This window comes from Meiothermus taiwanensis WR-220 (assembly GCF_003568585.1).
Classification (GTDB): Bacteria; Deinococcota; Deinococci; order Deinococcales; family Thermaceae; genus Meiothermus; species Meiothermus taiwanensis.
The window spans coordinates 1,170,151-1,193,710 of record NZ_CP021130.1; the positions used below are offsets into that span (position 1 = coordinate 1,170,151).

The following is a 23,560-nucleotide window of genomic DNA, read 5'->3' on the forward strand; positions in this document are numbered from 1 at the left end:
TTACGGCTCCACAATGAGCTTGTTGATCATGTTGGCGTGGCCGATTCCGCAGTATTCGTTGCAGATGATGGGGTACTCGCCGGGCCGGGTGAAGGTGTAGCTGACCTTGGCAATTTCCCCCGGTATCACCTGTACGTTGATGTTGGTGTTGTGCACGTGGAAGCTGTGCTGCACATCCGGCGAGGTGATGTAAAAGGTGACTTTCCTGCCCACCTTGAACCGCATCTCTGCCGGCAGGTAGCCGAAGGCAAAGGCCTGCACATAGGCCACGTACTCATTGCCAACCTGTTCAACCCGCGGGTTGGCAAAGTCTCCCTCGATGCGCACCTTGGTGGCGTCGATGCGACCTGCCCCCACCGGGTTGGTGTTGCCCATGGTGAGCATCAAATAGCCCACCAGGATGATAAAAACCGTAATCATAGCCAGGCCGAAGAAGATCCAGGCTCGTTCGTAGCGTTCGATGATGTACTCCTGGTGTTCCATACCCTACCCCCTTGCTAGGTGCATAAAGAAGTGGAAGAACCAAAAGGCCAGGATAAAAACCGTGACCACACCGACAACCAGCAAAGCTCCAATGGGTCGTTGCTCTTTTTCTTCCATAGGACTGCTTCCCCCTTTGGGGAAGTCTAAGAACTTGGTTAGAGGACATGTGTCCTAGGGAAGAATGTCCCCAACAGCGTTTGTTTACTCTGGGCTTGAAAGTTCATCACATTCATTAGGCTCGAGCGCCCCTATTCGGTAATAAGGAACCTAAAAACGGTATGATTGCGGGGTATGACCGAGACGCCCCCCATTGCAAAAACCTCCATTGATGCCATTCGCATGCTGGCGCTGGATGCAGTCGAGCAGGCCAGGTCGGGCCACCCTGGGATGCCGATGGGCATGGCCCCGGCGGCGTATGTGCTGTGGACGGAGTTCTTGAAGCACAACCCCAAAGACCCCAACTGGCCGGCTCGAGACCGCTTTGTGCTCTCGGCGGGGCATGGTTCGATGCTGCTCTATGCCCTGCTGCACCTGACCGGCTACGACCTGCCCATCGAAGAACTCAAACGCTTCCGCCAGTGGGGTTCCAAGACCCCCGGGCACCCCGAGTACGGCCACACCCCCGGCGTCGAGGTGACCACCGGGCCCCTGGGGCAGGGCATCTCGACCGCGGTGGGCATGGCCATTGCCGAGCGCAAGCTGGTGGCCGAGTTCGGCGAAATCGCCGCACACTACACCTACGTCATCGCCTCGGACGGTGACCTGATGGAAGGGGTGAGCGCCGAGGCCTCCTCGCTGGCCGGGCACCTGCGGCTGGGTAAGCTGATTGTGCTCTACGACGACAACGAGATCTCCATTGACGGCAGCACCGCGCTGGCCTTTACCGAGGATCGCCTGAAGCGTTACGAGGCCTACGGCTGGCACGTGGTGCCGGGGGTGCACGGGGAAGACCTCGAGGCCATCCGGGCCGCCCTGCGCGAAGCCCAGGCCGACCCCCGCCCCAGCCTGATCTCGGTGCGCTCGATCATCGGCTTTGGCTCGCCCCTGGCAGGCCACCACAAAGCCCACTCCGATGCCATGGGACCCGAGAAGGTGGCAGCTACGCGGCAGGCCCTGGGCTGGCCGTATCCGCCTTTTGAAATCCCGCAGGAGGTGTATGCCCACTACCGGCAGGCCATTGCGCGGGGCCAGCAAGCCCAGGCCGAGTGGCAGGAGAAATTTGCGGCTTTTGCAAACTCCCACCCCGAAAAAGCCGCCGAGTTCCAGCGTCGCCTGCGCCGCGAGCTCCCGCAGGGCTGGGAAAGCCACCTGCCCAGCTTTAGTCCTGGAGAGAAGCTGGCTACCCGTGCGGCCTCGGGTAAGGTGCTGGAAAAGCTGGTTCCGGTGCTGCCCGAGCTGGTGGGCGGCTCTGCCGACCTGACCCCCTCCAACAACACCCGCACCCCCGACATGACCGACTTTGGCCCCGAAAACCCCGCCGGGCGGTACATCCGCTACGGGGTGCGGGAGCACGCCATGGGTGCGGCCATGAATGGTATTGCCCTGAGCGGTGCGCTGCGCCCGTATGGGGGCACTTTTCTGGTCTTCTCGGACTACATGCGCCCGGCCATCCGCATGGCGGCCCTGATGGGCACCCCCACGGTTTTTGTTTTCACCCACGACTCGATTGCGGTAGGGGAGGACGGCCCCACCCACCAGCCCATCGAGCACCTGATGAGCCTGCGGGCCATCCCCAACCTGTGGGTAATCCGCCCCGCCGACGCCAACGAGACCGCGGCGGCCTGGAAGCTGGCCCTACAGCGTACCGACGGCCCCACCGCCCTGATCCTGACCCGCCAGGCTTTGCCGGTGCTGGCCGGGGTGCGCCCCGAAGGGGTGGAGCGCGGGGGCTACATCCTCTCTGAGGTGCCAAACCCCCAAGCGGCCATTGTGGCGACCGGCTCGGAGGTGGCCCTGGCCCTGGAGGCCCAGCAGCTGCTGGCCGCCGAGGGGATGGCGGTGCGGGTGGTCTCGCTGCCCTGCTGGGAGGCCTTCGAGGCCCAGGGCGAGGACTACCGCCAGGCCATCCTGCCCAAAAGCCTGCCTACCCTGGCCCTCGAGGCCGGCACCACCCTGGGCTGGGAACGCTACGCTCACAAAGCGGTGGGCCTCGAGCGCTTTGGCGCCAGCGCCCCCTACGCCGATGTGTACAGCAAGCTGGGCTTCACCAAGGAGCGGGTGGCCGCCGAAGTGAGGTCCCTGTTGGGGGTTTGAATGGTTCAGACGGTTCTTTCCAACCTGCCCGCGCTGCTTTTTACCCTGGCCCTGGGAGCTCTTCTGCTGGGTTTGCTGGTCTGGGTTCTGGCCGCCCAGGGCGCGGCCAGCAAGCGCACCGCGCAGATTTTATGGGCCCTGGCGGTGGGCTTGGGGCTGGTGGGCCTGATTCGGCTGGTGGCTGCGCCGTGAACAGCGGATGCGTTTGGTACTGCGATAGTAGAGGGTGAGCATGCCCAAGCACGTGGTGAGTGTTTCGATAGGCTCCTCCAGGCGCAACTCCAGGGCCGAGGTGTATGTGGAGAGCCTGGGGGAGACTTTTGTACTCGAGCGCATCGGCACCGATGGGAGCTGGGAGAAGGCCATCGAGCTGGTCAAGGAGCTGGATGGAAAGGTAGACGCCTTTGGGCTGGGGGGGGCCGACTTGTACGTATACGCGGGCGGGCGCCGCTACACCTTCCGCGATGCGGCCCGCCTGGCCCGGGCGGCCCAGAAAACCCCCATGCTGGACGGCTCGGGGCTCAAGCACACCCTCGAGCGCAACGCCATCCGGCTGCTGGATCCCCAGATCGGCTGGAAGGGGAAAAGGGTGCTCATTCCCAGCGCGGTCGATCGCTTTGGCCTGGCCGAGGCGCTGGATGCCGTGGGGGCCAGGGCCTTATACGGCGACTTTATCTTTGGGCTGGGGCTGCCCATTCCGCTCTACCGCCTCTCGCTGCTGCAAAAAATCGCCTACATTCTGCTGCCCATCATTACCCAGCTGCCCTTCCAGTGGCTTTATCCCACCGGTGAAAAACAGGAAAAAGAGGTGCAGGACTGGCGGCAGCGCTACTTTGAGTGGGCCGAGGTGGTGGCCGGGGACTGGCACTTCATGCGCCGCTTCATGCCGCCCAATATGCAGGGCAAGGTCATCCTGACCAACACCACCACCCCCGAGGACCTCGAGTTCATGCGCGCGCGGGGGATTGCCAAGCTAATCACCACCACCCCCCGCCTGGCGGGCCGCAGCTTCGGCACCAACGTGATGGAGGCTTTTATTGTGGCGGTGGCCGGCAAATATCCCCTGAGCGAGGCCGATTACCTCGAGTACATCGAAAAGCTCAACCTGCGGCCCGAAGTTACCGAATTACAGACCTCACCCCCGACCTGATGGCCGTTTGCGTTGCAGGTAGCTGGCGAGGCCTTTTGTATCGCCCCTCGCCAGGTAGGCCGCCTGTCTGGCCCAGGTATCCAGGCTGGGGGCCAGCCTTATTCCGGCAGCGGCCAGGGCCTTCCGAAGGGCATCTTTCTTGGTTTTTGCCAGCTGGGCGTAGGTGGAGATGCCCGCAGCCTGTAGCGCCGCTGCGATTTTGGGGCCGATGCCCTTGATGCGCTCGAGGTCGTCCTGGGGCCTGCTTTGGGCAGCGGGTGAGGAAACCTTGACCGAAGCCTTGCGGGAGGGGCGGGCTTTTTGCGCGATGGCTCTCAGATACCCGTCCACCGTAAAACCCGATTCCAGGGCGGCCTGCTCGAGCTTTTGCTGCAGGGTTTGCCAGGTTTTGCCCAATCTCTGGATCTGGGCGGCGGGTTTTCGCTGCGCGCGGTACAGGGCCTGGGCCAGCTTCCCCAGGCCCTCGAGCCAGGCCTGATGGGCCTCGCGGTTGAAGTAGACCTGCCCCTCGAAGCGGTTGACCCCTAAAAAACTTTGCACAGCGGGGTCTTGCAGCAGCCTGGGCATCTGCTGGGTGAGACGGGCGGGCTTTAGGGCCAGCCCGCTCTGGGCCAGTAGCAGCCGGGTGAGGCCCACCGCACGGCGGGCGGCGGCCTCATCCAGGCCCAGCTCGACCAGGGTCTGCTCCAGCACCCGCCCCAGCCGCCACTCCTCCAGGAGCGCGGGGCTTCCCAGACCGTGGGTAAAAACCCAGCCCAGGAGCGCGCCACCGCTCTGTAGCGTGTGGGGGCCGGCCTCGAGCACCCCCGCCAGGTCATCCAGCACCTGCTGTGCGGCCAGCAGGGCCGGTTTGCGCTCGGTGTGTGCCTCGATGCCCCTGTACAGCGCCAAAAGCTTCTCCTGTACCTCTTCCCGCAAAGCTCCGTCCAGCCTGCCCTGGGCGGCCAGCAGCCTGCGGAACAGGGCCGGGCTCAGCAGCTCGCGGAAGGGCTGCAGGATGGGCCCCAGCCAGAGCTCCTGCCGGGCCTCGTCCATGCTGGGAACCCCGCGCCCGGAGAGCATCTGGGCCAGGCGGGCGTAGGTGCCGTCGTGGTCGTAGACCTCGCGCCAGTCCAGGAAGACCCTGCGCTGGTAGGGGCCGAGCTCGAGGTAGAGCCCCTGCTCGTGCAGGGCCTGGTTGTTGTGCAGGTGCTCGAGGCCGGTCACCAGGTCGCGGAAGATGCTAAAGGTGCGGGCGTCGTAGCTGAGCTGCAAACCCTGCCCCAGCCCCACCCGCCGGGTCTCGCGGCCCTGTGCGGTTTTGAAGGACTGGGCCACCGATTGCCGCACCCAGACCCGGGTTTCGGCGTTTTTGTTGTGGTACACCACCAAGGCCCGCTCGCTGCCCGCCCGGTTGGAATAAGCGAACACATCCTCGTTGACTGCTTCGCCGGTGTGGGCATCGTAGAACACGAAATTCTCTACCTCAGCAAACAGATAGCGTTTTTTGAGCAGGGGAAAAATCTGCTGCTGGTGGTAGGCGATGAGGCCCTCGTCGGGGGTTTCGTGGTAGTAGGCCCGGCGGTACTCCATGCCGTAGCGTTCACTGAGCCCCTCCACCTGTCCGTGGCCCAGCATGGGCAGGCCCGGCAGGGTCGCGCACAGGGTCATCACCCCAAAGTACTTGTCGCCCTTGCCAAACTGCTCGAGGGCGGTTTTTTCGTCGGGGTTGTTGAGGAAGTTAACGAAGCGCTTGAGGATCTCCGGCTCGAACTCGAGGGTGTTCTTCACAATCTGCCGGTACTCGGCGTTCTTTTCGTCGCGCAGCATGTTCATGAAGGCCGAGTTGTAGACCCGGTGCATGCCCAGGGTGCGCACAAAGTAGCCCTCCATCATCCAGAAGGCCTCGGCCAGGAGCAGGGTGTTGGGGGCCTCCACAGCGGCCCGATCCACCACCTCGCGCCAGAACTCCTTGGGCATGGCCCGGTCGAAGTCTTCTTTGCTCATGGCGAAGGCGGCCCGGCTCGGCACCGAGGCCCCCCAGGGCGAGCCCCCCGGCTCGGGCCACCACAGCCGCTGGATGTGGCGCTTGGCCAGGGTCATGGCCGCGTCGAAGCGGATGATGGGAAACTGCCGGGCCACCTGCAGGATGGTCTGGATCATCGCCTCGCGCACCTCGGGCAGCAGATAGTTGAGCTGGGCGGTGTCGTTCCAGGGCATGGCAGTGCCGTCGTTGCCGTGGTAGATGTAGCGCACCTCGCCGGTCTGCCGATTAACCCATTTGAACACCACCGCCGCGTCGGTTTTGTCGTAGTAGTGGTCTTCCAGGAAGATGCCCACCCGTTCGTCGGACGACAGATCCGGCCCGTTGAAGGTGTAGCTGGGGTAGGGCGGGTAGGGAAGCTGGATAAACCAGTCGGGGTGTTCGATCACCCAGCGCCCGTCGATGCCCACGTGGTTGGGCACCAGATCCGCGGCCAGGCGGAGGCCGTACCGGGCGGCTTTTTCCCGGAGCACCCCCAGGGCCTCCTCACCCCCCAGTTCTTGTGCGATCACATAGTCGTACAGCGCGTAGGCCGAGGCCATGGCCTCGGGGTTGCCCATGCGCTGCTTGATGCGCGCTGAGGCTTTGCTGCGCTCCCAAAGCCCAATGAGCCACAGGCCCGTCACCCCCCAGCTTTGCAGCCAGGCCAGCTCCTCCTCGGGAATCTGGTCGAGGGTTCTGATCTCGCGCCGGTATTTTTTAGAGAGCTGATCCAGCCAGACATAGGTGTTCTTGGCGATCAGGACGCAGCGCGGCATCCAGTCCAGGTCGGGGCTGAAGGCCTCGGGCTCGGGCTCGGAGAGGAGTCGCCGGATCTCCAGCATCTCACTCTGGCCCCCGCCCCCACCGCCCGGCCCGTCAAAATGAACCGGTGCGGCAAACGAGCGCCCCTCCTCGCGGATCACGTCGAGGCCCACCAGCATCCGGTAGTAGAAGCGCCCCAGGCTGCCGCCAAAGCGCTGTAGCAAAAACTCGAGCTGGGCTTCCAGCGAATGGGGGTGCAGCAGGGCCGGCAGCCGCAGGGTCTTGAAAAGGGAGAGGCCGGTCTGGCCGAAAGCCGGCTGGCCCTCGAAGAAGGCTTCCAGCTTCTGAATGATGGGCAGGTAGGCGGTGGTGCGCCTTAGCTCCTCGTCCTCGAAGAGTTCAGCCAGCGGACTGAAGGCCGGGTTGGCGTTGGCCATCCACAGCATCAGGAGCTCTTCCAGCAAAATCTCGCGGTTCGAACGGCCCTCGGTGGTATCGGACAGGTAGTCCTCCAGGCCGATCTCACCCCGGTAAACCCGGATGGGGGGGAAGAGGGCGGCAAAGGTGCGCAGGGCCTGCTCGACCGCATGGGGGCCCAGGCTGCGCCTCAGGGCCGACAAAGCCTCCTGCATGGCACGGGGGTGCGCTTCTAGGTACTGCCGCACGATGAGGTGCAGCAGCTCGTCAATCAGGCCCATGGCGTTGACCTGGCCGGGGCTCACGGCCTGTTCGGGGTTGCGCCTGGCGTTGATGGCCTCGGCGAAGCGCCGGGCGGCTTCAAAGTCGGCCAGGATGACGTTGCCGCTGAGCGAAAACAGCGAAAGATCGAACCGGTAGTAGTCCCGCGCGCTTTTGGAAACGTGGAACTCAAACGCGCCCGGCAGGGTTTGATGGCCGTTCACAAACTCCCTCCCTTCCGCCCCAAGTCTATCGCATCAGGTCAGGTGTGCAGTCCACCCCTTCACCGCCAGAATCGAACGGTTTGCCTGTAAACTAACGCTATGCCGGAAGTGATCTCCGAACTTTTTATCCCCAAACCCCCCAAGGAAGTCTATGCCGCCGCGCGCGACCTGGCCGGCCTCAAGCCCTACCTAAAGGACGTGGAGACCCTCGAGGTTTTGGAGGACCACGGCAGCACCTCGCGCACCCGCTTTGTGGCGGTGGCCATGGGCAAAAAAGTCCAGTGGATCGAGGAGGAGCGCTGGTTCGATGCCGAGCTGCGCAACGAGTTCGACAGCAAAGAGGGCGACTTTGATGTCTACCGGGGTTCCTGGACCTTCCTGCCCGAGGGGGAGGGCACCCGGGCGGTGCTGAAGCTGGAATACGAACTCAACATCCCCATTTTTGGTGGTTTGCTGCAAAAACTGGTTAAAAAGCTCATGCAGGAAAACGTCGACGATCTATTACGCGGTCTCAAGGAGCGCTGCACCGCAGCTTGAGGTGCTATACTCCGGTTATGTACTTCGCTCCGCGATGTTAAGCCGAATGATCCCGCCGGGGTCATGGTGTGCTGTGTGCCACCAGCCCGGCGTTTTTCTTAGGTCGGTTTATAGCAAACGGCTGATCGCTTAGGAGATCCAGATGTCTTTGCAAATCTACAACACCCTCAAACGCCAAAAAGAGCCCTTTGTGCCCGCCACGCCGGGCTACGTGGGCATTTATGTCTGCGGCCCCACAGTCTACTCCGACCCGCACCTGGGGCACGCCCGCGGCCCCATCGTCTACGACGTGCTGCGGCGCTGGCTGCGCCACCAGGGCTATAAGGTGCGTTTTGTTTCCAACATCACCGATGTGGGCCACCTGACCGACGATGCCGACGAAGGAGAGGACAAGATCCAGCGGCGCGCCAAGCTCGAGCGCCTGGAGCCCATGGAAGTGGCCGAAAAATACATGTGGAGCTACTTCGATGAGATGCAGGCCCTGAACGTGCTCCGCCCGGATATCACCCCCCGGGCCGCCGGTCACATCCCCGAGCAAATCGAGCTGACCGAGGCCCTGCTCAAGCGGGGGCATGCCTACGTGGCGGGCGGCTCGGTCTACTTTCGGGTGAAAAGCTGGCCCGCCTTCGGCAAGCTCTCCAACCGCGACATCGAGGAACAGGAGGCCGGGGCGCGGGTCGAGGTGCGCGAAGAGAAGGAAGACCCCCGCGACTTTGCCCTGTGGAAGCGGGCCGAGCCCGAGCACATCATGCGCTGGAACTCGCCCTGGGGGGAGGGGTTTCCGGGCTGGCACATCGAGTGCTCGGCCATGAGCCTCAAGTACCTGGGGGATGGCTTCGATATTCACGCCGGCGGTGTGGACTTGCAGTTTCCCCACCACGAGGCCGAAATTGCCCAGGCCGAGGCCGCCGGGCACGCTTTTGCCCGCTACTGGATGCACCACTACCACGTGCTCTTGAATGGGCAGAAAATGGCCAAGAGCACCGGCAACCTCATCACCCTGGCCGAACTCCGGGCCCGCTACGAGCCCATGTACATCCGCTTTTACCTGCTGAACAGCCACTACCGCAGCGTGCTGGACTTTACCGACGAGGGCCTCGAGGCTGCCAAGAACGGCTACCTGCGCCTGCTGAACGCCTACCGCGAGGTGCGCCGCTTGCTGCCCCGCGCCCCCGCAGGCCGGCACGCGGGGCTGGATCGGGCCATCGAGAACCTCCGGAAAGACTTTGCCAACGCCCTGAACGATGACCTGAACACCGCCCAGGCCATTGCTGCCTTCTTCAACTTCGTCACCGAGCTTAATAAAGCCCTAAGCGAGCGACCAGGCCGGGAGAGCCTGCAGGCGGCGGAACAGGTCTTCGCTGAACTGGGCGAGGGGGTGTTGGGGCTGTTCCCTGCGCGGGTGCTGGAGAACCAACTGGGCGGTGCTTTACTGGATGGGCTGGTCAACCTGTTGCTCGATATCCGCGAAGAGGCCCGCCGGAACCGTAATTTTGCTCTTTCGGATCGCATCCGTGAGCGCCTGACCGAACTGGGGGTGGTGGTCGAGGACACCCGCGAAGGCCCTAAGTGGAAGGTGGGAACCTAGAAGGAAAAAGCCCCGCGCATGCGGGGCTTTTCCATCTGGAGTGGCCTACTCGCGCTGCTGGGTCATAATCGCTACGTAGTGCAAGATGGTGGCCAGCGAGTTGGCTAGAGCAGCCACGTAGGTCATGGCCGCCGCTGTCAGAACGGCCCGGGCACCATTCATCTCGCTGCTGTCGAGGAAGTTCATCTTCTTGAGGATGTTCAGGGCCCGGTTGGAGGCGTCGAACTCCACCGGCAAGGTTACGAGCTGGAACAGCGCAGCCGCTGCAAAGAGCCAGATGCCAATGTTCATTAGCCCGGTTGCGCCCATGAACATGCCCAGAATGAAAATCCAGGGGCCAAACATGCTGCCGATGTTGGCAACCGGCAGGATGCTGTGCCGCACCCGCAACCAGGCGTAGCTTTTGGCGTCCTGGATGGCGTGCCCCACCTCGTGGGCGGCCACGGCCAGCGCCGCCGCCGAGGGCGAGTGAAAGTTGGGTTCCGACAGGCGCACGGCCTTGGCGATGGGGTCGTAGTGGTCGGTCAGGGCCCCTGGAACCATCTCGACCCGAACGTTGTGCAGGCCGTAAGCATCCAGGATGGCACGGGCTACCTGTTCTCCCGTCACCCCCCGGCTGTTGGCGACCCGGCTATAACGGGCATAGGTGCGCTGGAGCCAGAACTGTATGAACAGCGTGGCTACAAAAACCGCAATCATCAGTAAGAACGTTATGGTCATCCTCTCCTCCTACACGTACAAGGTATCAGATTCCCTGTGGGTTCTCTGAGTCTTGGGTTACTCGCAGGCAGGCAGCCCTCCACCGCAACCCGCCCCACCGAACAGTTGGGTTGGAAGGCTGGGTTCACTGGCTAAGCTATGGTTGCAAAGGCTGGCTGCGTACGGTGAAGCGAAGTGCGGTGCGCTCTTCGCTCTCGAGCTCTAGCTTAACAAAAGCCGGTTTTACTATCAAATCGAGGTTGTCAGGGGCGATGTAACCCCTGGCGATGGCAATGGCCTTGACCGCCTGGTTAACCGCCTCAGGGCCGATGGCCTGTACCTCAACCTCGTTCTGGGAGCGCAACAGCGCAGCAATCGCACCGGCCACAGAGTTGGGACGTGACTTGCCGGACACACGCAGCGTTTCCACAAAACCTCCTAGTACACCGTCCACAGGATTAAGGTAGGTACCTTTATTCAAATATACGAAAGCTGCTGACTGTGCTCCATGCTCGGCGCCACTTTTTGGGCTATACCACTGGCGCTATCGGTCTGCTTGCATTGTAGAAGTAAAGGCGTTTCGATGTCAAGAAAATACGTCCTTGTTGGGATTTATCGATGGGGTGGCACAGCCGGTTGAGGCATCCAAAGCCGCCAGCGTTTTGGGCGGCGAATAGAGGGGTTGCCACACCCTTTCTTGTATTGACGCAAACAGGGGGGATTCGTATACTGCTTCAAATCTTCGCATAAGTTTGCGAAGACTTCCCCCTACATCATGTGCGAACCCGGAGGTCTGTTGGATGAGATTTAGTGAGGCATACCCTGGTATACCAAATGGTCACGACGCTTGCGGAATTATCGCCATCGTCGAGAAAAGTGCGCGTCCAAGCCACGCCAACGTGCAGCGTACCATCGAAAGCCTCTACAAGATGGCGCACCGGGCCGGTTTGATTCGGGGGGAAGGCGATGGCACAGGCATCCAGACCGACCTGCCGCGCGAGCTCTGGGCCGGCTACCTCTACGAGGCGGGTCTGGACAGCAACCTAGCACAGAACCCCCGTTTTTTTGTGGGGCACCTGTTTATCCCCAAATCCGAGGGGGCGCGCATTCAGGAGCTGTTTGACCTATTCCGGGTGGAGGGTTCCAAGCGGGGCATCAAGCTCCTTCTGGAGCGCAAAGGGGAGACCAACAGCCGCGTGCTGGGGCCGGTGGGCAGGCGCACCGAACCGCTGTTCTACCAGGTGGCGGGCCTCTCCACCGATGGCGACGGCCCCTTGTGGGAGCTGGGCCTCTTGCTCGAGCAGCGCTTCCCGGTGCACGTGGTCTCACTCTCCACCGCCACCGTGGTCTACAAGGTGCGCGGCTCCGCCGAGATTCTCAAGCGCTACTACCCTGAGCTCTCGAGGGCCGAGTACAAGTCCACCATCACCCTGGGCCACAACCGCTACTCCACCAACACCATGTCCACCTTCGAGGCGGTGCAGCCCTTTGGCCTCCTGGGCCACAACGGCGAGATCAACACCATCGAGCGGCTGCGGCGCGAGGGGCGTTTTCTGGGCATCCCGCTTACCGGCGGCTCCGACTCGCAGGATCTGAACCGGATTCTGGAGGGTTTGCTCTACCGCTTCGGCCTCTCCTTGCCGGAGGCCATGGATGTGGCCTTCCCACCCATCCTGGGTGAGATTAAGAACTACTCCCCGGCCCTGCAGGATCTGTACATGAACCTGCGCCAGCGTTTTGGCCCGCTGGCCCAGGGCCCCGCCGCCCTGGTGACGCGCCACCGTGAGGAGGCGGTCTTCGCCACCGATGCCATGGGCCTGCGCCCCTTGTGGTTTGTCGAGACCGACTCGGAGTATGTGTTTAGCTCGGAGCGGGGGGTGTTTACTGTAGAGGAGTTTGTCTCGGAGCCGCGCCCGTTTGCCCCCGGCGAGAAGATGTACCTGCGCCTGACCCCCGACGGAGCGCGCCTGTTCCCCTTCGACCGTCACCAGCGGCAGGTGCTCGAGCGCATCCTGACCAAGTCCCACCACCTCGAGGGCTACGCCGCTCACCTGGCCGGGCCCCGCTACGCCTCGGTTCCGCCGCTGGCGGGGGGTGGCGAGGCCCAGGTGGAGGACAAGCCCGCCCCGCCCTCGCTAAACCTCGAGCGGGCCTACGGCTGGGATCGCTGGGATGCGGGCTACCTCGAGGCCCTTACAGAAAGCGGCAACGAGCCCATCGGCTCGCTGGGCTACGACGGCCCCATTGCGGCTTTGAACCCTGAAAAGCCCAACCTCTCGGAGTTCTTCAAGGAAACCGTGGCGGTGGTGACCAACCCCGCCATCGACCGCGAACGTGAAATTGAGCACTTCTCTACCCGTAGCATCCTGGGCCGGCGCCCCCTGCCCGATGGGCGCGGGGCGGGCCATGTGGAAGAGCTGGTGGTACCCCTGCTGCTCGAGGAGACCGCACCCTCGATGGGGGCCATTGCCCAGAAGCACGGCACCCTCACCTACGAGGAGGCCCTGCGCCGCTTCCAGCATGCCGTCCTGCCTTTGCAGTTTTCGGTGGAGGAAGGGATTGCTGCTGGGCTCAAGCGCCTGCAGGAGGCGGCGGTCGAGGCTGTCCGGGGTGGGGTGGAGCTGCTGGTGCTCTCGGATCGGGGGGCTTTTGAAGGGGGCGTCTGGCTGGATGTGTACCTGGCTTTGGCGGCGGTGGGCCGGGCGCTGGAGGAAGCCCGCGACGAAGAAGGAATCTCACTGCGCCGCCGCACCTCGGTGCTGGTGCACTCGGGCGGGGTGCGCAACCTGCACGATATAGCGGTCTGCTTGGGGCTGGGGGCCGATGCGGTGGCTCCCTGGTTGATGCAGCACAAAGCCCAGGCAGCCCGGGGCACGCTGGGCCTACAGAACCTGCTCGAGGGCCTCAAAAAGGGTCTGGAAAAGGTCATCTCCACCATGGGCATCCACGAGGTGCGGGGTTATGGGCGCATCTTCAGCGCCATTGGCCTCAAGCCCGAGCTGGCCGAGTACTTTGGCATCCGCAACTTCTTGGGTTCCGAGCGGGCGGGTTATGGTCTCTTGGAGCTCGAGCGCACCCTGCTGGAGCGGCTCAACCTGCTCAATGCCGAGAAAGTAGTCCCAGCCAAGGACTTCCGCTTCAACTCCCGCATTTTCAAGGCGGCCATGGATGTTTCCTCCGGCCAGTCGCCCTATGAGCACTTCCAGGAAAAAGTACGGGGGCTCGAGCGCGAATCACCGGTGGCGGCCCGGCAGTTGCTGGGGATTAAGTTCCCGGGCAAGTCCGGGGTCAACCCCGAGGAAGTGGATCTGAGCGTGGGGGGGCACTCGCTGCCGTTTGTGATCACCGCCATGAGCTTCGGCTCCCAGGGCGAGGCCAGCTTCCGGGCCTACATCGAGGCCGCCAAAAAGCTCAACATGGTCTGCATCAACGGTGAGGGCGGCGAAATCCCCGATATGCTGGGCAAGTACACCCACTGGCGCGGCCAGCAGGTGGCCTCGGGCCGCTTCGGGGCGCACGCCTACATGCTCAACTCGGCGGGTTTCATCGAGATCAAGATCGGCCAGGGGGCCAAACCCGGTGAGGGGGGCCATCTGCCCGGCAAAAAAGTCACGGCCAAGGTGGCCGCGGCCCGCAACGCGGTGCCGGGTGTAGACCTCATCTCACCCTCCAACAACCACGACCTCTACTCCATCGAAGACCTGGCCCAGCTTATCGAGGAGCTCAAAACCGTGAACCCCAAGGCCAAGGTCTCGGTCAAGGTGCCGGTGATCCCCGGTATCGGTACCATTGCGGTGGGCATTGCCAAGGCTGGGGCCGATGTAATCGCCTTGTCGGGCTTCGAGGGGGGTACGGGGGCGGCCCGCTGGCACGCCCTCAAGTACGCCGGCCTGCCAGTGGAGATTGGCGTGCGCCGGGCCCACCGGGCGCTGGTGCGGGCGGGTATGCGCGACCGGGTCGAAATCTGGGCCGATGGCGGCCTGAAGACTGCCTACGATACCCTGCGCATGGTGCTGCTGGGCGCCGACCGGGTGGGCATGGCCACCATGGCTATGGTGGCGATCGGCTGTACCATCTGCCGCCAGTGCCAGATGGACACCTGCCACGTGGGCATCGCCACCCAGATTGAGACCGTGGAGCAGGCCCAGGCCCACGGGCTCAAGCGCTTTGTGCCCCAGGAACTTGATCGGGCGGTGGAGCAGCTCACCACCTTTTTTGGGGCGAAGGGTCAGGAGCTGCGGCGGCTGGTGGCGGCCCTGGGGGCTGGCAGCCTGCGCGAGCTGGTGGGTCGCAGCGATCTGCTTCTGCAAGAGGGCCATACCGAGGAGCTCGACCTCGGCTACTTCTTCGAACCCGTCTCGGCCCCCGAGTGGCTGGGCGAGCGTTCGGCCCATGTGCTGCGCAAGCCCCTGAACCAGCTCACCCGCTCCATCACCGAGGTGATCACCCAGGCCTATGCCGAGGGTGGGCGCGAGCTTTTGTTCCAGGAAGGGCCGGTGGGCTCCACCGACCGGGCCCTGGGCACCCACCTGGCCGGGGAAATTGCCCGCCGCCGTCTGTACGGCAAAGGCTGGGATGCCAAGGTGGAGATCCGCTTCGATGCCGGGAGCGTGGCCGGTAACGGGGTGGCCGCCTTCAATGTGGAAGGGCTCGAGATTGTGGTGGAAGGGGGGGCCCAGGACGGCATCGCCAAGAACGCCTACGGCGGCAAGGTGGCCATCCTGAAGGGACGCAACCCCTTTGGTCAGTACGTAGATGGTTCGGTGGGCAAATCCTTTGCCTATGGGGCCATCGGCGGCCTGCTGATTGTGGAAGGGCAGGCCGACAGCCGCTTCTGCATCCGCCTCTCCGGGGCCGATGTGGTGCTGGGGGGTGAGCCCGACCGTCCGGTACAGGATGAACTGGGCAACATTGCAGCCCGGGCCCAGGCCAAAGGTTTCGCTTTCGAGTACATGACCCGTGGTCGGGCGGTGGTGCTGGGCGACCCCGGCCCCTGGATCTGCTCGGGCATGACCGGCGGGCGGGTCTACCTGCGCTACTGGCCCGAGATGGGCCTGACCGAAGAAGCCATGCAACGCCGGCTGGCCAAAGGGGCCAGGGTGGTCATCCAGAGGCTGGACGAGCGGGGTATTGCCGATGTGCGCGAACTGATGAGCGCCTACCTCGACGCTTTGCGGGCGGCCGAGCGGGAAGACAAAGCCGAGCGGCTTTTGCGCTTGCTGGCCGACCCTGCCGCCCACTTCCGCATGGTGCTGCCCGTCAACCAGCAGGTGGCCCAGGAAGTTAGCACGGAGTAGGGGTACGCAGGCCCTGTCCTCTCCGCTCGCAGCAAGGTACAATTGCCCCTGATGGAAGCAGGGGCCTTGCTGTGCCAGTTGATCAACCGTACCGGGCTGTGCGAGCGGCATGTCCAAACACTGCGCCGGCTCGAGCCCCTGATGGCCCCCATGGCCTCGGAGATTGCCCTGGCCTTTTACGATTACCTGGGCCGGGACGAGGAGATGCGGGCCATTTTGTGGGAGGTTCCGGGAAGGGTCGAGCGGTTGTACCAGAGTTTTGCCGACTGGTACCGGGGCCTTTTCTGCGGAAAATACGACGCAGGGTACGCGGAAAAGCGGGCTCGCATCGGCCTGGTGCACGCGGCGGTGGGGGTTAAGCCCAGCTTTATCATGCCGGCTTTTGGCATCGTGCAAGAACTCTCGCTCGAGCACCTGCGCAACGCCCTGCGTTCGCCGGAGGTCTTTGGCGCGGTGGAAGCCTTCGAAAAGATCATGGCCATCGAGGCCGCCCTCATGCAGGATAGCTACATGCAGGCTATGGAGTACGGCTACCGTCTGGGCGCAGCTGCGGATCAGGCCCTGGTCGCGGGGGCGCGGGCCATTCTGGGTAAGGCCCACTAGCCTGGATGGGCTGGGCAGTACGGTACAATCCCTGCAATGAAAGCCGGAGAGCTGCTACAAACCCTGGTGCGCCGCACGGGCCTGGCCGAGCAGCACATGCAAACCTTGCGGAGCCTCGAGCCCATCGCCGGCCCCCTGGCGCCCGAGGTGGCCTTGGCCTTTTACGACTACCTGGGCCGCGACCCTGAGATGCACGAGATTCTCTGGAGCGTGCCGGGCCGGGTGGAGCGGCTGTACCGCTCGTTTGCGGCCTGGTACCGCGAGCTTTTCTCCGGCCAGTACGACGCCCTCTACGCCGAGCGGCGGATGCACATCGGGCTGGTGCACGCCCGGGTGGGGGTGCGCCCCAGCCACTACGTTCCGGCGGTGGGCATTGTGCAGGAACTGACCCTCGAGCACCTGCGCAACGCCCTGCGCGGATCCGAGCTGCTGGCGGCCATGACCGCCTTCGAGAAGATCATGGCCGTCGAGATCGCCCTCATGCAGGAAAGCTATCTGAATGCCTTGACGGAGGGGCTCAAGTACACCCACGACGAGCGGGTGGCCCTGATGGAAGGGGCGCGGGTGCTTTTGGAGAAAGCCCGTTGAGTGCCCGTAAGATGATAGGGTGATTCGCGCGATCCTCTTTGACCTCGACGAAACCCTGATTCTGGATCACCCGGTCTCGCTGCACGCCCTGCGAAGCTGCGCCTTTTATGCGGCCTCCTGGTACAGCCTGGAGATCCCCCGGCTCATTCAGGATGCCGAGGAAGCCGCGGTGCGGTTGTGGAAAGCCTCGCCGGTGTTTGACTACACCCAGCGCATCGGCCACAGCGCCGGGGAGGGGTTGTGGGCGCGCTACGAGGTACAGACCCACCCGGCCCTGAAGATTCTGCACGACTGGGCCCCCACCTTTCGCGTGGCCGTGTGGAACGAAGCCCTGGCCCGGCAAAACATTCACGACGAGGCCCTCAGCGAGGCCCTGGCCCACCGCTACTTTAGCGAGCGCCGTCTGTATCCGCGCTATCCGGAGATTGACGAGCTGCTGGGGGCCCTTTCGGGGTATAAGCTGGGCATCGTCACCAACGGGGTGCCGGACTTGCAGCGGGAGAAGCTCGAGGGTTTTGGCCTGCTGGATCGCTTCCAGGCGGTGGCGATCTCGGGCGAGCTCGACACTGGCAAGCCCGAGCGGGGGATCTTCGAGCATATCTGCCAGGCCCTGGAAGTCGAACCCTCGGCTTGTGTGATGGTGGGCGATAACCCCGAACGCGACGTGGCGGGGGCCGCGGCCGCCGGGATGAAATCGGTCTGGGTCGAGCGCGGCTTCAAGGCCAAAGACCCCCAGCACCCCGCCGACCTCGAGGTCACCCACCTGCTCCAGATGCTGCCCTGGCTGGAGGCCCAGTAGCGTCAGCGCAGGGCCTTTAGCGCCAGCTTGATGAGCTCCTGGGTGCCGGCCTCGGGGTTCTTCTGGGCGATCTCGGCCACCACGCTGCGCACCTGGCCCTCGCGGAAGCCCAGGGTGATGAGGGCCAGCTCGGCCTCCTCGGTCTGGCTGCTGCGCACCAGGTGGCCCCCTTCGCCCATCAGATGGGCCGGCACCTTGCCGCGCAGCTCGAGCGCGATGCGTTCGGCCAGCTTCCGGCCCACCCCCTGGGCCGCCGTGAGCAGGCGCAGGTCGCCTTCGGCCAGGGCCCGCGCCAGCAGAGCCGGGGTCTGGGAGGAAAGCAGGTTCAGGGCCACCTTGGGCCCCACCCCCGAGACCGAGAGCAAAAGCTCGAACAGTTCCAGGCTGCGTTCATCGGCAAAGCCAAAGAGCGACAGGTCGTCCTCGCGCACCACCAGCTTGGTGTGCAAAGCGGCTTCCTGGCCCTCGCTGAGCTGGGCCAGGGTCGAGGCCGGACAGCTCGCCTCGAGGCCCAGCCCCCCCACCAGCAAGACCACGCTGCCGGGATTTTTTTTCAGTACGGTGCCTTTTAGGTAGCGAACCACGCTGCTAGTCTACCGGCCCTGGAAGCGTGGGGGGCGCTTCTCGTAGAAGGCCTGCACGCCCTCCTGGTGATCCTCGGTGCGGCCCGCCACCTCCTGCAGCAAGGCCTCGTACTCCAGCATCTCCTCCAGGCTGGCCCCCGCGCTGCGCCGCAGGGCCCGCTTGATCAGGCCGTAGGTTTTGGTGGGCCCCTGGGCCAGCTCACCCGCCAGCCGGGCCACCTCCTCGGCAAAGGCCTCCACCGGCACCACCCGGTTCACCAGGCCCAGGGCCAGGGCTTGCTCGGCCTTGAGGCGCTCCGAAAGCACCGCCAGCTCGAAGGCTTTGGCGTAGCCCACCATGCGGGGCAGGTGGTAGTTCATGCCGGCATCGGGAATCAGGCCGATCCGGCTAAAGCCGGTGGTCAGCACCGCGTCGGAAGAAGCAATGCGCAGGTCGCAGGCCAGGGCCAGCGACAGGCCGGCCCCGGCGGCGGCCCCGTGAATGGCGGCGATTACCGGCTTTTCCAGTCCGGCCAGACCCTCCACCACCGAGCGGTAGTTGCGCAGGTGGTTCTTGTACGAGATGCGCTGCCCCTCAAACTCGCGCAAATCCTGCCCCGAACAGAAGCCGCGGCCCGCCCCCCGCAGCACCACCACCCGCACCTCCGGGGCGGCGGCCTCTTTGAGGGCTTTGCTAAGCTCCCGCAGCATCTCGGTGGTGAGGGCGTTGATGGCCTCGGGCCGGTTGAGGGTAAGGGTCAGAATACCGTTGTTTTGCTCGCGTAGAAGTACCTCCATGCTTCCTCCCTAGCGCCCTTTCCACTGGGGCTTGCGCTTTTCCAGAAAGGCGGTGGTGCCTTCCTGCTTGTCTTCGCTACCAAAGGCAATCAGGAAGTTGCTGCGCTCGAGGCCCAGCCCGTGCTCCAGGCTCATGTCCTGGGCCCGGTTTATGGCGTCCTTGGCCAGCCGCGCGGCCAGGGGGGCTCGCTCGGCGATGGTCTGGGCGAGCTCGAGGGCCTCCTCCAGATAGAGCTCCACCGGCACCACGCGGTTCACCAGGCCGTGCTGCAGGGCCTCCCAGGCCGAGAGCACCCGTCCGGCCAGGATCACCTCCATCGCCAGGTACTTGCCCACCTGCCGGGTCAGTCGCTGGGTACCCCCGCCGCCGGGGATGAGGCCCAGGTTGATCTCCGGCTGGGCGAACTTGGCGGTATCGGAAGCCACAATCAGGTCGCAGAGCATGGCCAGCTCACAGCCGCCCCCATAAGCAAAGCCCGAGACGGCGGCAATCAGCGGCTTGCGCACCTTGCGCAGCACCTCGTACTGGTCGGCCCGCAGCCCCTTCATCAGCTCGGCCAGGGTGGTTTGTTGAAACTCGGCAATGTCGGCCCCGGCGGCAAAAGCCCGCTCGTTGCCGGTGATGACCATGGCCCCGATGGCGGCATCCTGCTCAAAGGCCCCGATGGCGGTAGCCAGCTCGCGCAGGGTGGCGCTGTTGAGGGCGTTGAGTTGCTTGGGGCGGTTGAGCCGCACCAGCCCGACGGCCCCGTGGGTCTCCACCAGAATGTTCTCGTACATAAAACCCCCCTACTTAAGGCGATCTGCCGGGAAGCGCTGGTTTTCCCACACGTCAATAAAGGCCGTGCCCGCTGCCAGCCTGGCGCTGTGCGGAACGCCGGCGGGAATGTGGTAGTAGTCGCCTTTGCGGAACACCCGGGTCTCGCCGCCGATTACGAACTCGACCTGGCCTTCCAGCACCACCCCCCACTGGCCGTCGTGGGCGTGTTCGGGTACGAAGGTTTCTTCAGCAACCTGGGCGAACCCCACCTGTCCCTTGTGGCCGGAGAGCACCGCCATATCCATGCCAGGCCAGATTTCCACCTGCTTGAAAGCCATAAACCACGCGGGAAAGACGTCCATGTTTTAACCTCGTGTAGTAGCTTAATGCTTTGGCTTCAGGTCGAACAGCAGACCGATTCTACCCTTAGGACTTACGCAGTTGGGTGAAGGATGTGTATGGGATTGGCCAGGTAACTTCGTATCGCCTCGCGGATAATACTTGCCTTGGACTCATACCAACTCACCCCCGTTCGCAAGCGGTACACCTCCAGCCTCAGAAAAGCACGTAGGGACAGAAGAAGGTGGCCCAGGATAGAGGCCCTCTTTCTCACCTGGGCCCGCTCCACCCCGCAACACCCCTTGAGCCCCCGGTGGTAGACCTCGATACCCCAGCCTGCCCGCTCCAACTCCCCCCGCCGACCTTCAGTCATCCCCAGGTCGTTGGTCGCCCAGTGCTCCGCGTCCCCGTCTTTCGAAACCGTCCGGAACACCCTGACCAGACCAAAACCCCTCAGGTGCACCACCCGCCCCTCCGGCGGTATCTCCACCTCGCTCACCGGCCGAAGCCCCTCCCTATCCGGGTTCACCTGCCGGTTCCCCTTCAGCCGCGTGAGGAAGCGCCAGCCCAGGCGAGCAATCTCCTTCAGGTTCTCCAGCGAAGCGTACCAGCTATCCATTAGCACGTACGCTGGAGCAAACCCCCGTCCCTTGGCTACCCGCAGCATCTCCATAAAGTGCTCGTTCTTGGTCTTCCCTTCCCAGGGCTTGTCATAAATCCTGAAGTCGCAGGGGATGAGGGCCTGGCCCTCCGTCCACAGCAGGGTCATGAGGGCGATCCCCTTGACCACCCGCTGGTGCTTGCCGCTCCAGTGGTAGGTCACCAGCTCCATCCGCTGGGCATAGGGTTTATCCAGGGTGGTGTCGTCCAGGATCAGAAGCCCCCGGGTGGGCTCCACCACGGCCCTGGCCTCCTGCCACAGCGCCTCCGTGTCGGGAGGCTGTCGCTGGAGCAGGCGGGTGAAGGCGTCGTGGGCGGGAGCGCTGGGTTCCTCGGGTTGGCAGCGGGCGGCTTCGGTACAGGTGAAGACCTTCTGGGCGGCGATGAGGAAGTGGATATAGTCCAGGTCGGTGCACTTTGGGGGGTTCATAGCAGCTAACTCCTCTTGGCCTGTTTGCTTTGCAGAAAAGGGTAGCCGAGTAGAGGGGTGAGAGGCAACTGCGTAACTCCTACTACCCTAAAACATGCTGTCTGCAGGGCCTTTGCTACGGGCTATTTATACCGAATTCAATAAAGATGGTCATCCGAAGCAAGGGCTTCCATCCTCGACTTTCCTCGGTGCTGCCGGAACCGGTATTCTGTTGCTGATGGGGATGGTGCTGATACCGCTGGGCTTGTGGGTTCTCCACACCGCCGAGACGTGTGGCAGGTGCACCGGCAAGCTCGAGCGGACGGGATGCGCCGCCACTTCGATTGACAGGGGGTTACATGATTGAGGTGGTCGATCTACAAAAAAGCTACCAGAAGACGCAAGCGGTCAGAGGCATCTCGTTCAGGGTGCAGCCGGGTGAGGTGTATGGCCTTTTGGGCCCCAACGGGGCGGGCAAAACCACCACCCTACGGATGCTGGCCACCCTGCTCAAGCCCACCGGGGGTAGTGCAAAAGTCGCAGGCTTCGATGTGGTGCGGCAGCCTTTGGAGGTGCGCCGCAACCTGGGCATTGTCAACGGTGGGATGAAGGTCTACGACAAGCTCACCGGCTACGAGGTGCTGGACTTCTTCGGGAGCTTCTACGACCTGTGGGGGCCCAAACTCAAGGAGCGCATCGCCTGGGCCGCCGAGCTTTTGCACATCGAGCCCTCCGTACTCTCCAAGCAGGTCAGGCAGATGTCCACCGGTATGCAGCAGAAAATCGTCATCGCGCGGGCCATCCTGCACCAGCCCCAGGTCTTGCTGCTGGACGAGGCCACCGCGGGGCTGGATGTATTCGCCCGCCGGGCATTGCTGGACTTTGTAAGGCAGTACGCTGGGCTGGGCAAGACCCTGGTCTACTCCACCCACGTGATGAGCGAGGCCGAGGAGGTCTGCGACCGGGTGGGGTTTATTGACCATGGCTTGCTGGTTTTTGAGGGCAGCCTGCAGGAGGCCCTCGAGCTCGGCTCGGGCAGCCTCGAGCGGGCCTTCATCCGCCGCCTGGAACAGGCCGCGTAAAGGAGATGCTCCATGAACGAGATTCTCATAATCGCACGCAAAGAACTCCTGAGCGTGGTGCGCGAGCGCCGGGTGCTCTTCAACACCCTGGTTCTGCCCATCCTGATCATGCCGTTGTTGATGTTCGGGCCCATCCTGCTCTTCGGCAATGCTGCCCGCCAAACCCAGGAGTCGGTGCAGAAGGTGGGGGTGGTGGGGGTTCCGGCGGCGGTGCTGGAGGAACTCCGCAAAGCCAGGCTCGAGCCCGTCCAGATTGCCGACCCCCAGACGGCGGTGCAAAACCGCGAGGTGCAGGCGGCCCTGGTCTTCGAGAATGGGCGCTACACCCTCTACGGCCGGCTCTCGCGTGGGACGGCTTCCCAGAGTGCGCTGGTGGTTGGGAAGGTGCAGGCGGCGCTGCGGGCCTACAAAGACCGGGTGGTGGCCGAGCAGCTGCGGGCCCGGGGGATTGGCCCCGATATTCTGGAACCCTTCAGCATCGAGACCAAAGACGCCTCGAGTGCGCAGGAGCAGGCCGCTGGTGTGTTTGCCTTTTTGATTCCGTTTTTTTTGGTGATGTTTATTCAATCGGGTGGCATGCCGGTCGCGTTGGACGCTACGGCAGGGGAGAAGGAGAAGGGAACCCTCGAGGCCCTGTTGGCGGCCCCTGTTCCGCTCAGCCAGATCCTGCTGGGCAAGGGGCTGGCGGTGTTTGTGATGTCGATGCTCTCGACCATTGCTTCCCTGGTGGGGCTTTTGTTGAGTGGTGGGGTGGTTCGCAACTTTCTTGCTGGACGGCTACAAACGCTTCAATCGATCCAGGGGGGAGGTGGGGAGGTTCAGCTAGGGGGCGGACTGGCCCTTGACCCGCTGGGCTACCTATCCATCCTCCTCACCGCGGTGCTATTTGCCCTGCTCATCATTGCCGTCCTGATCTCGCTGGGCCTCTACGCCCGCACCTTCAAGGAAGCCCAGAGCTATACCGGGTTGTTGTCGCTGTTCACGATTATTCCTATTTTGTTCCTGCAGTTCTCTGATTTCCTCAAGCTGCAAGACTGGTTTTTTGCCTTGCCCATTGTGAACGTGGTGCTAGCGATGGACGTGATTGTCAGAGGTGCGGCCACTGCCACCCAACTGCTTACCACCTGGGCCGCTACCCTGGCCTATGCGGGGCTGGCGGTCTATCTGGCCTACCGCAGCTTCCAGCGGGAGGATGTGGTGTTCAGAAACTAGCCCGAATGCAAAAGCTATAGATACGTCGGCTTGTTTGGACGCAAGTCTGGTGGGGTGTACTGTTGTAAGAC

Annotated in this window: 21 protein-coding genes; 11 read left to right on the forward strand and 10 right to left on the reverse strand. The window is 63.6% G+C overall.

The features are described 5' to 3' along the window. Both MTAI_RS05835 and MTAI_RS15580 read right to left on the reverse strand, forming a co-directional pair. Complete coding sequence (locus MTAI_RS05835; protein WP_027887612.1) at positions 1 to 483, reverse strand: cytochrome c oxidase subunit II; 483 nt, start codon at positions 481 to 483, stop codon at positions 1 to 3. Positions 484 to 486: 3 nt separating this feature from the next. Next, positions 487 to 600: a cytochrome c oxidase subunit 2A gene (locus MTAI_RS15580; RefSeq protein WP_013014084.1), complete on the reverse strand. Its 114-nt coding sequence runs from the start codon at positions 598 to 600 to the stop codon at positions 487 to 489. A gap of 174 nt (positions 601 to 774) precedes the next feature. On the opposite strand from MTAI_RS15580, the gene tkt reads away from it, so the two are divergent. Genes tkt through MTAI_RS05855 form a run of 3 tightly spaced genes read left to right on the forward strand, consistent with a single transcriptional unit; the run spans position 775 to position 3,886 of the window. Further along, positions 775 to 2,736 carry a transketolase gene (gene tkt / locus MTAI_RS05845; RefSeq protein WP_027887611.1) on the forward strand — a complete coding sequence of 654 codons (1,962 nt, stop codon included), beginning with the start codon at positions 775 to 777 and terminating at the stop codon, positions 2,734 to 2,736. Then, a complete protein-coding gene (locus MTAI_RS05850; RefSeq protein WP_027887610.1) occupies positions 2,737 to 2,928 on the forward strand; it encodes a hypothetical protein in 192 nt (63 codons plus the stop codon). 40 nt (positions 2,929 to 2,968) lie between these two features. Further along, positions 2,969 to 3,886, forward strand: coding sequence for a hypothetical protein (locus MTAI_RS05855; RefSeq protein WP_027887609.1), 918 nt, complete (start codon positions 2,969 to 2,971; stop codon positions 3,884 to 3,886). Here the strand turns inward: MTAI_RS05855 and MTAI_RS05860 are convergent. Further along, on the reverse strand, positions 3,872 to 7,555 hold the full coding sequence (locus MTAI_RS05860) for an alpha-amylase family glycosyl hydrolase (protein ID WP_027887608.1): 3,684 nt from the start codon (positions 7,553 to 7,555) through the stop codon (positions 3,872 to 3,874). The genes MTAI_RS05855 and MTAI_RS05860 overlap by 15 nt on opposite strands. Positions 7,556 to 7,654: 99 nt before the next feature. Here MTAI_RS05860 and MTAI_RS05865 point away from each other — a divergent pair, with 99 nt between their 5' ends. Both MTAI_RS05865 and cysS read left to right on the forward strand, forming a co-directional pair. Further along, entirely contained in the window at positions 7,655 to 8,092 is a 438-nt protein-coding gene (locus MTAI_RS05865; protein ID WP_027887607.1) for a type II toxin-antitoxin system RatA family toxin, read from the forward strand. Between the two features lie 142 nt (positions 8,093 to 8,234). Further along, complete coding sequence (gene cysS, locus MTAI_RS05870) at positions 8,235 to 9,680, forward strand: cysteine--tRNA ligase (protein WP_027887606.1); 1,446 nt, start codon at positions 8,235 to 8,237, stop codon at positions 9,678 to 9,680. A gap of 45 nt (positions 9,681 to 9,725) precedes the next feature. Here cysS and MTAI_RS05875 read toward each other — a convergent pair whose 3' ends face one another. Together MTAI_RS05875 and MTAI_RS05880 are read right to left on the reverse strand one after the other, a co-directional pair. Continuing rightward, positions 9,726 to 10,400 carry a zinc metallopeptidase gene (locus MTAI_RS05875; protein WP_027887605.1) on the reverse strand — a complete coding sequence of 225 codons (675 nt, stop codon included), beginning with the start codon at positions 10,398 to 10,400 and terminating at the stop codon, positions 9,726 to 9,728. A 136-nt stretch (positions 10,401 to 10,536) separates the two neighbouring features. Further along, on the reverse strand, positions 10,537 to 10,809 hold the full coding sequence (locus tag MTAI_RS05880; RefSeq protein WP_027887604.1) for a stage V sporulation protein S: 273 nt from the start codon (positions 10,807 to 10,809) through the stop codon (positions 10,537 to 10,539). Positions 10,810 to 11,179: 370 nt separating this feature from the next. Here MTAI_RS05880 and MTAI_RS05885 point away from each other — a divergent pair, with 370 nt between their 5' ends. The 4 genes from MTAI_RS05885 to MTAI_RS05900 are packed head-to-tail and all read left to right on the forward strand — an operon-like array spanning position 11,180 to position 17,666. Then, positions 11,180 to 15,676 (forward strand): glutamate synthase-related protein, encoded by a 4,497-nt coding sequence (locus tag MTAI_RS05885; protein WP_043982888.1) that lies wholly within the window; start codon positions 11,180 to 11,182, stop codon positions 15,674 to 15,676. 51 nt (positions 15,677 to 15,727) lie between these two features. Continuing rightward, positions 15,728 to 16,279 carry a protoglobin domain-containing protein gene (locus MTAI_RS05890; RefSeq protein ID WP_043982890.1) on the forward strand — a complete coding sequence of 184 codons (552 nt, stop codon included), beginning with the start codon at positions 15,728 to 15,730 and terminating at the stop codon, positions 16,277 to 16,279. Positions 16,280 to 16,315: 36 nt separating this feature from the next. Further along, positions 16,316 to 16,867, forward strand: coding sequence for a protoglobin domain-containing protein (locus MTAI_RS05895; protein ID WP_027888779.1), 552 nt, complete (start codon positions 16,316 to 16,318; stop codon positions 16,865 to 16,867). Positions 16,868 to 16,886: 19 nt separating this feature from the next. Beyond that, complete coding sequence (locus tag MTAI_RS05900) at positions 16,887 to 17,666, forward strand: HAD family hydrolase (RefSeq protein ID WP_027888778.1); 780 nt, start codon at positions 16,887 to 16,889, stop codon at positions 17,664 to 17,666. Between the two features lie 2 nt (positions 17,667 to 17,668). Here MTAI_RS05900 and ruvA read toward each other — a convergent pair whose 3' ends face one another. The 5 genes from ruvA to MTAI_RS05925 form a co-directional block, all read right to left on the reverse strand. Continuing rightward, on the reverse strand, positions 17,669 to 18,250 hold the full coding sequence (gene ruvA / locus MTAI_RS05905) for a Holliday junction branch migration protein RuvA (protein WP_027888777.1): 582 nt from the start codon (positions 18,248 to 18,250) through the stop codon (positions 17,669 to 17,671). A gap of 9 nt (positions 18,251 to 18,259) precedes the next feature. Then, positions 18,260 to 19,027: an enoyl-CoA hydratase-related protein gene (locus MTAI_RS05910; RefSeq protein ID WP_027888776.1), complete on the reverse strand. Its 768-nt coding sequence runs from the start codon at positions 19,025 to 19,027 to the stop codon at positions 18,260 to 18,262. A gap of 9 nt (positions 19,028 to 19,036) precedes the next feature. Then, entirely contained in the window at positions 19,037 to 19,807 is a 771-nt protein-coding gene (locus MTAI_RS05915; protein WP_027888775.1) for an enoyl-CoA hydratase-related protein, read from the reverse strand. A 9-nt stretch (positions 19,808 to 19,816) separates the two neighbouring features. Beyond that, complete coding sequence (locus MTAI_RS05920; protein WP_027888774.1) at positions 19,817 to 20,149, reverse strand: cupin domain-containing protein; 333 nt, start codon at positions 20,147 to 20,149, stop codon at positions 19,817 to 19,819. 71 nt (positions 20,150 to 20,220) lie between these two features. Continuing rightward, positions 20,221 to 21,216 carry an IS701 family transposase gene (locus MTAI_RS05925; protein WP_187388538.1) on the reverse strand — a complete coding sequence of 332 codons (996 nt, stop codon included), beginning with the start codon at positions 21,214 to 21,216 and terminating at the stop codon, positions 20,221 to 20,223. Between the two features lie 338 nt (positions 21,217 to 21,554). Between MTAI_RS05925 and MTAI_RS05930 the strand changes: the two genes are divergently transcribed. After that, a complete protein-coding gene (locus MTAI_RS05930; protein WP_027888772.1) occupies positions 21,555 to 22,277 on the forward strand; it encodes an ABC transporter ATP-binding protein in 723 nt (240 codons plus the stop codon). 12 nt (positions 22,278 to 22,289) lie between these two features. Further along, a complete protein-coding gene (locus tag MTAI_RS05935; RefSeq protein ID WP_027888771.1) occupies positions 22,290 to 23,489 on the forward strand; it encodes an ABC transporter permease in 1,200 nt (399 codons plus the stop codon). Positions 23,490 to 23,560 lie beyond the last annotated feature (71 nt).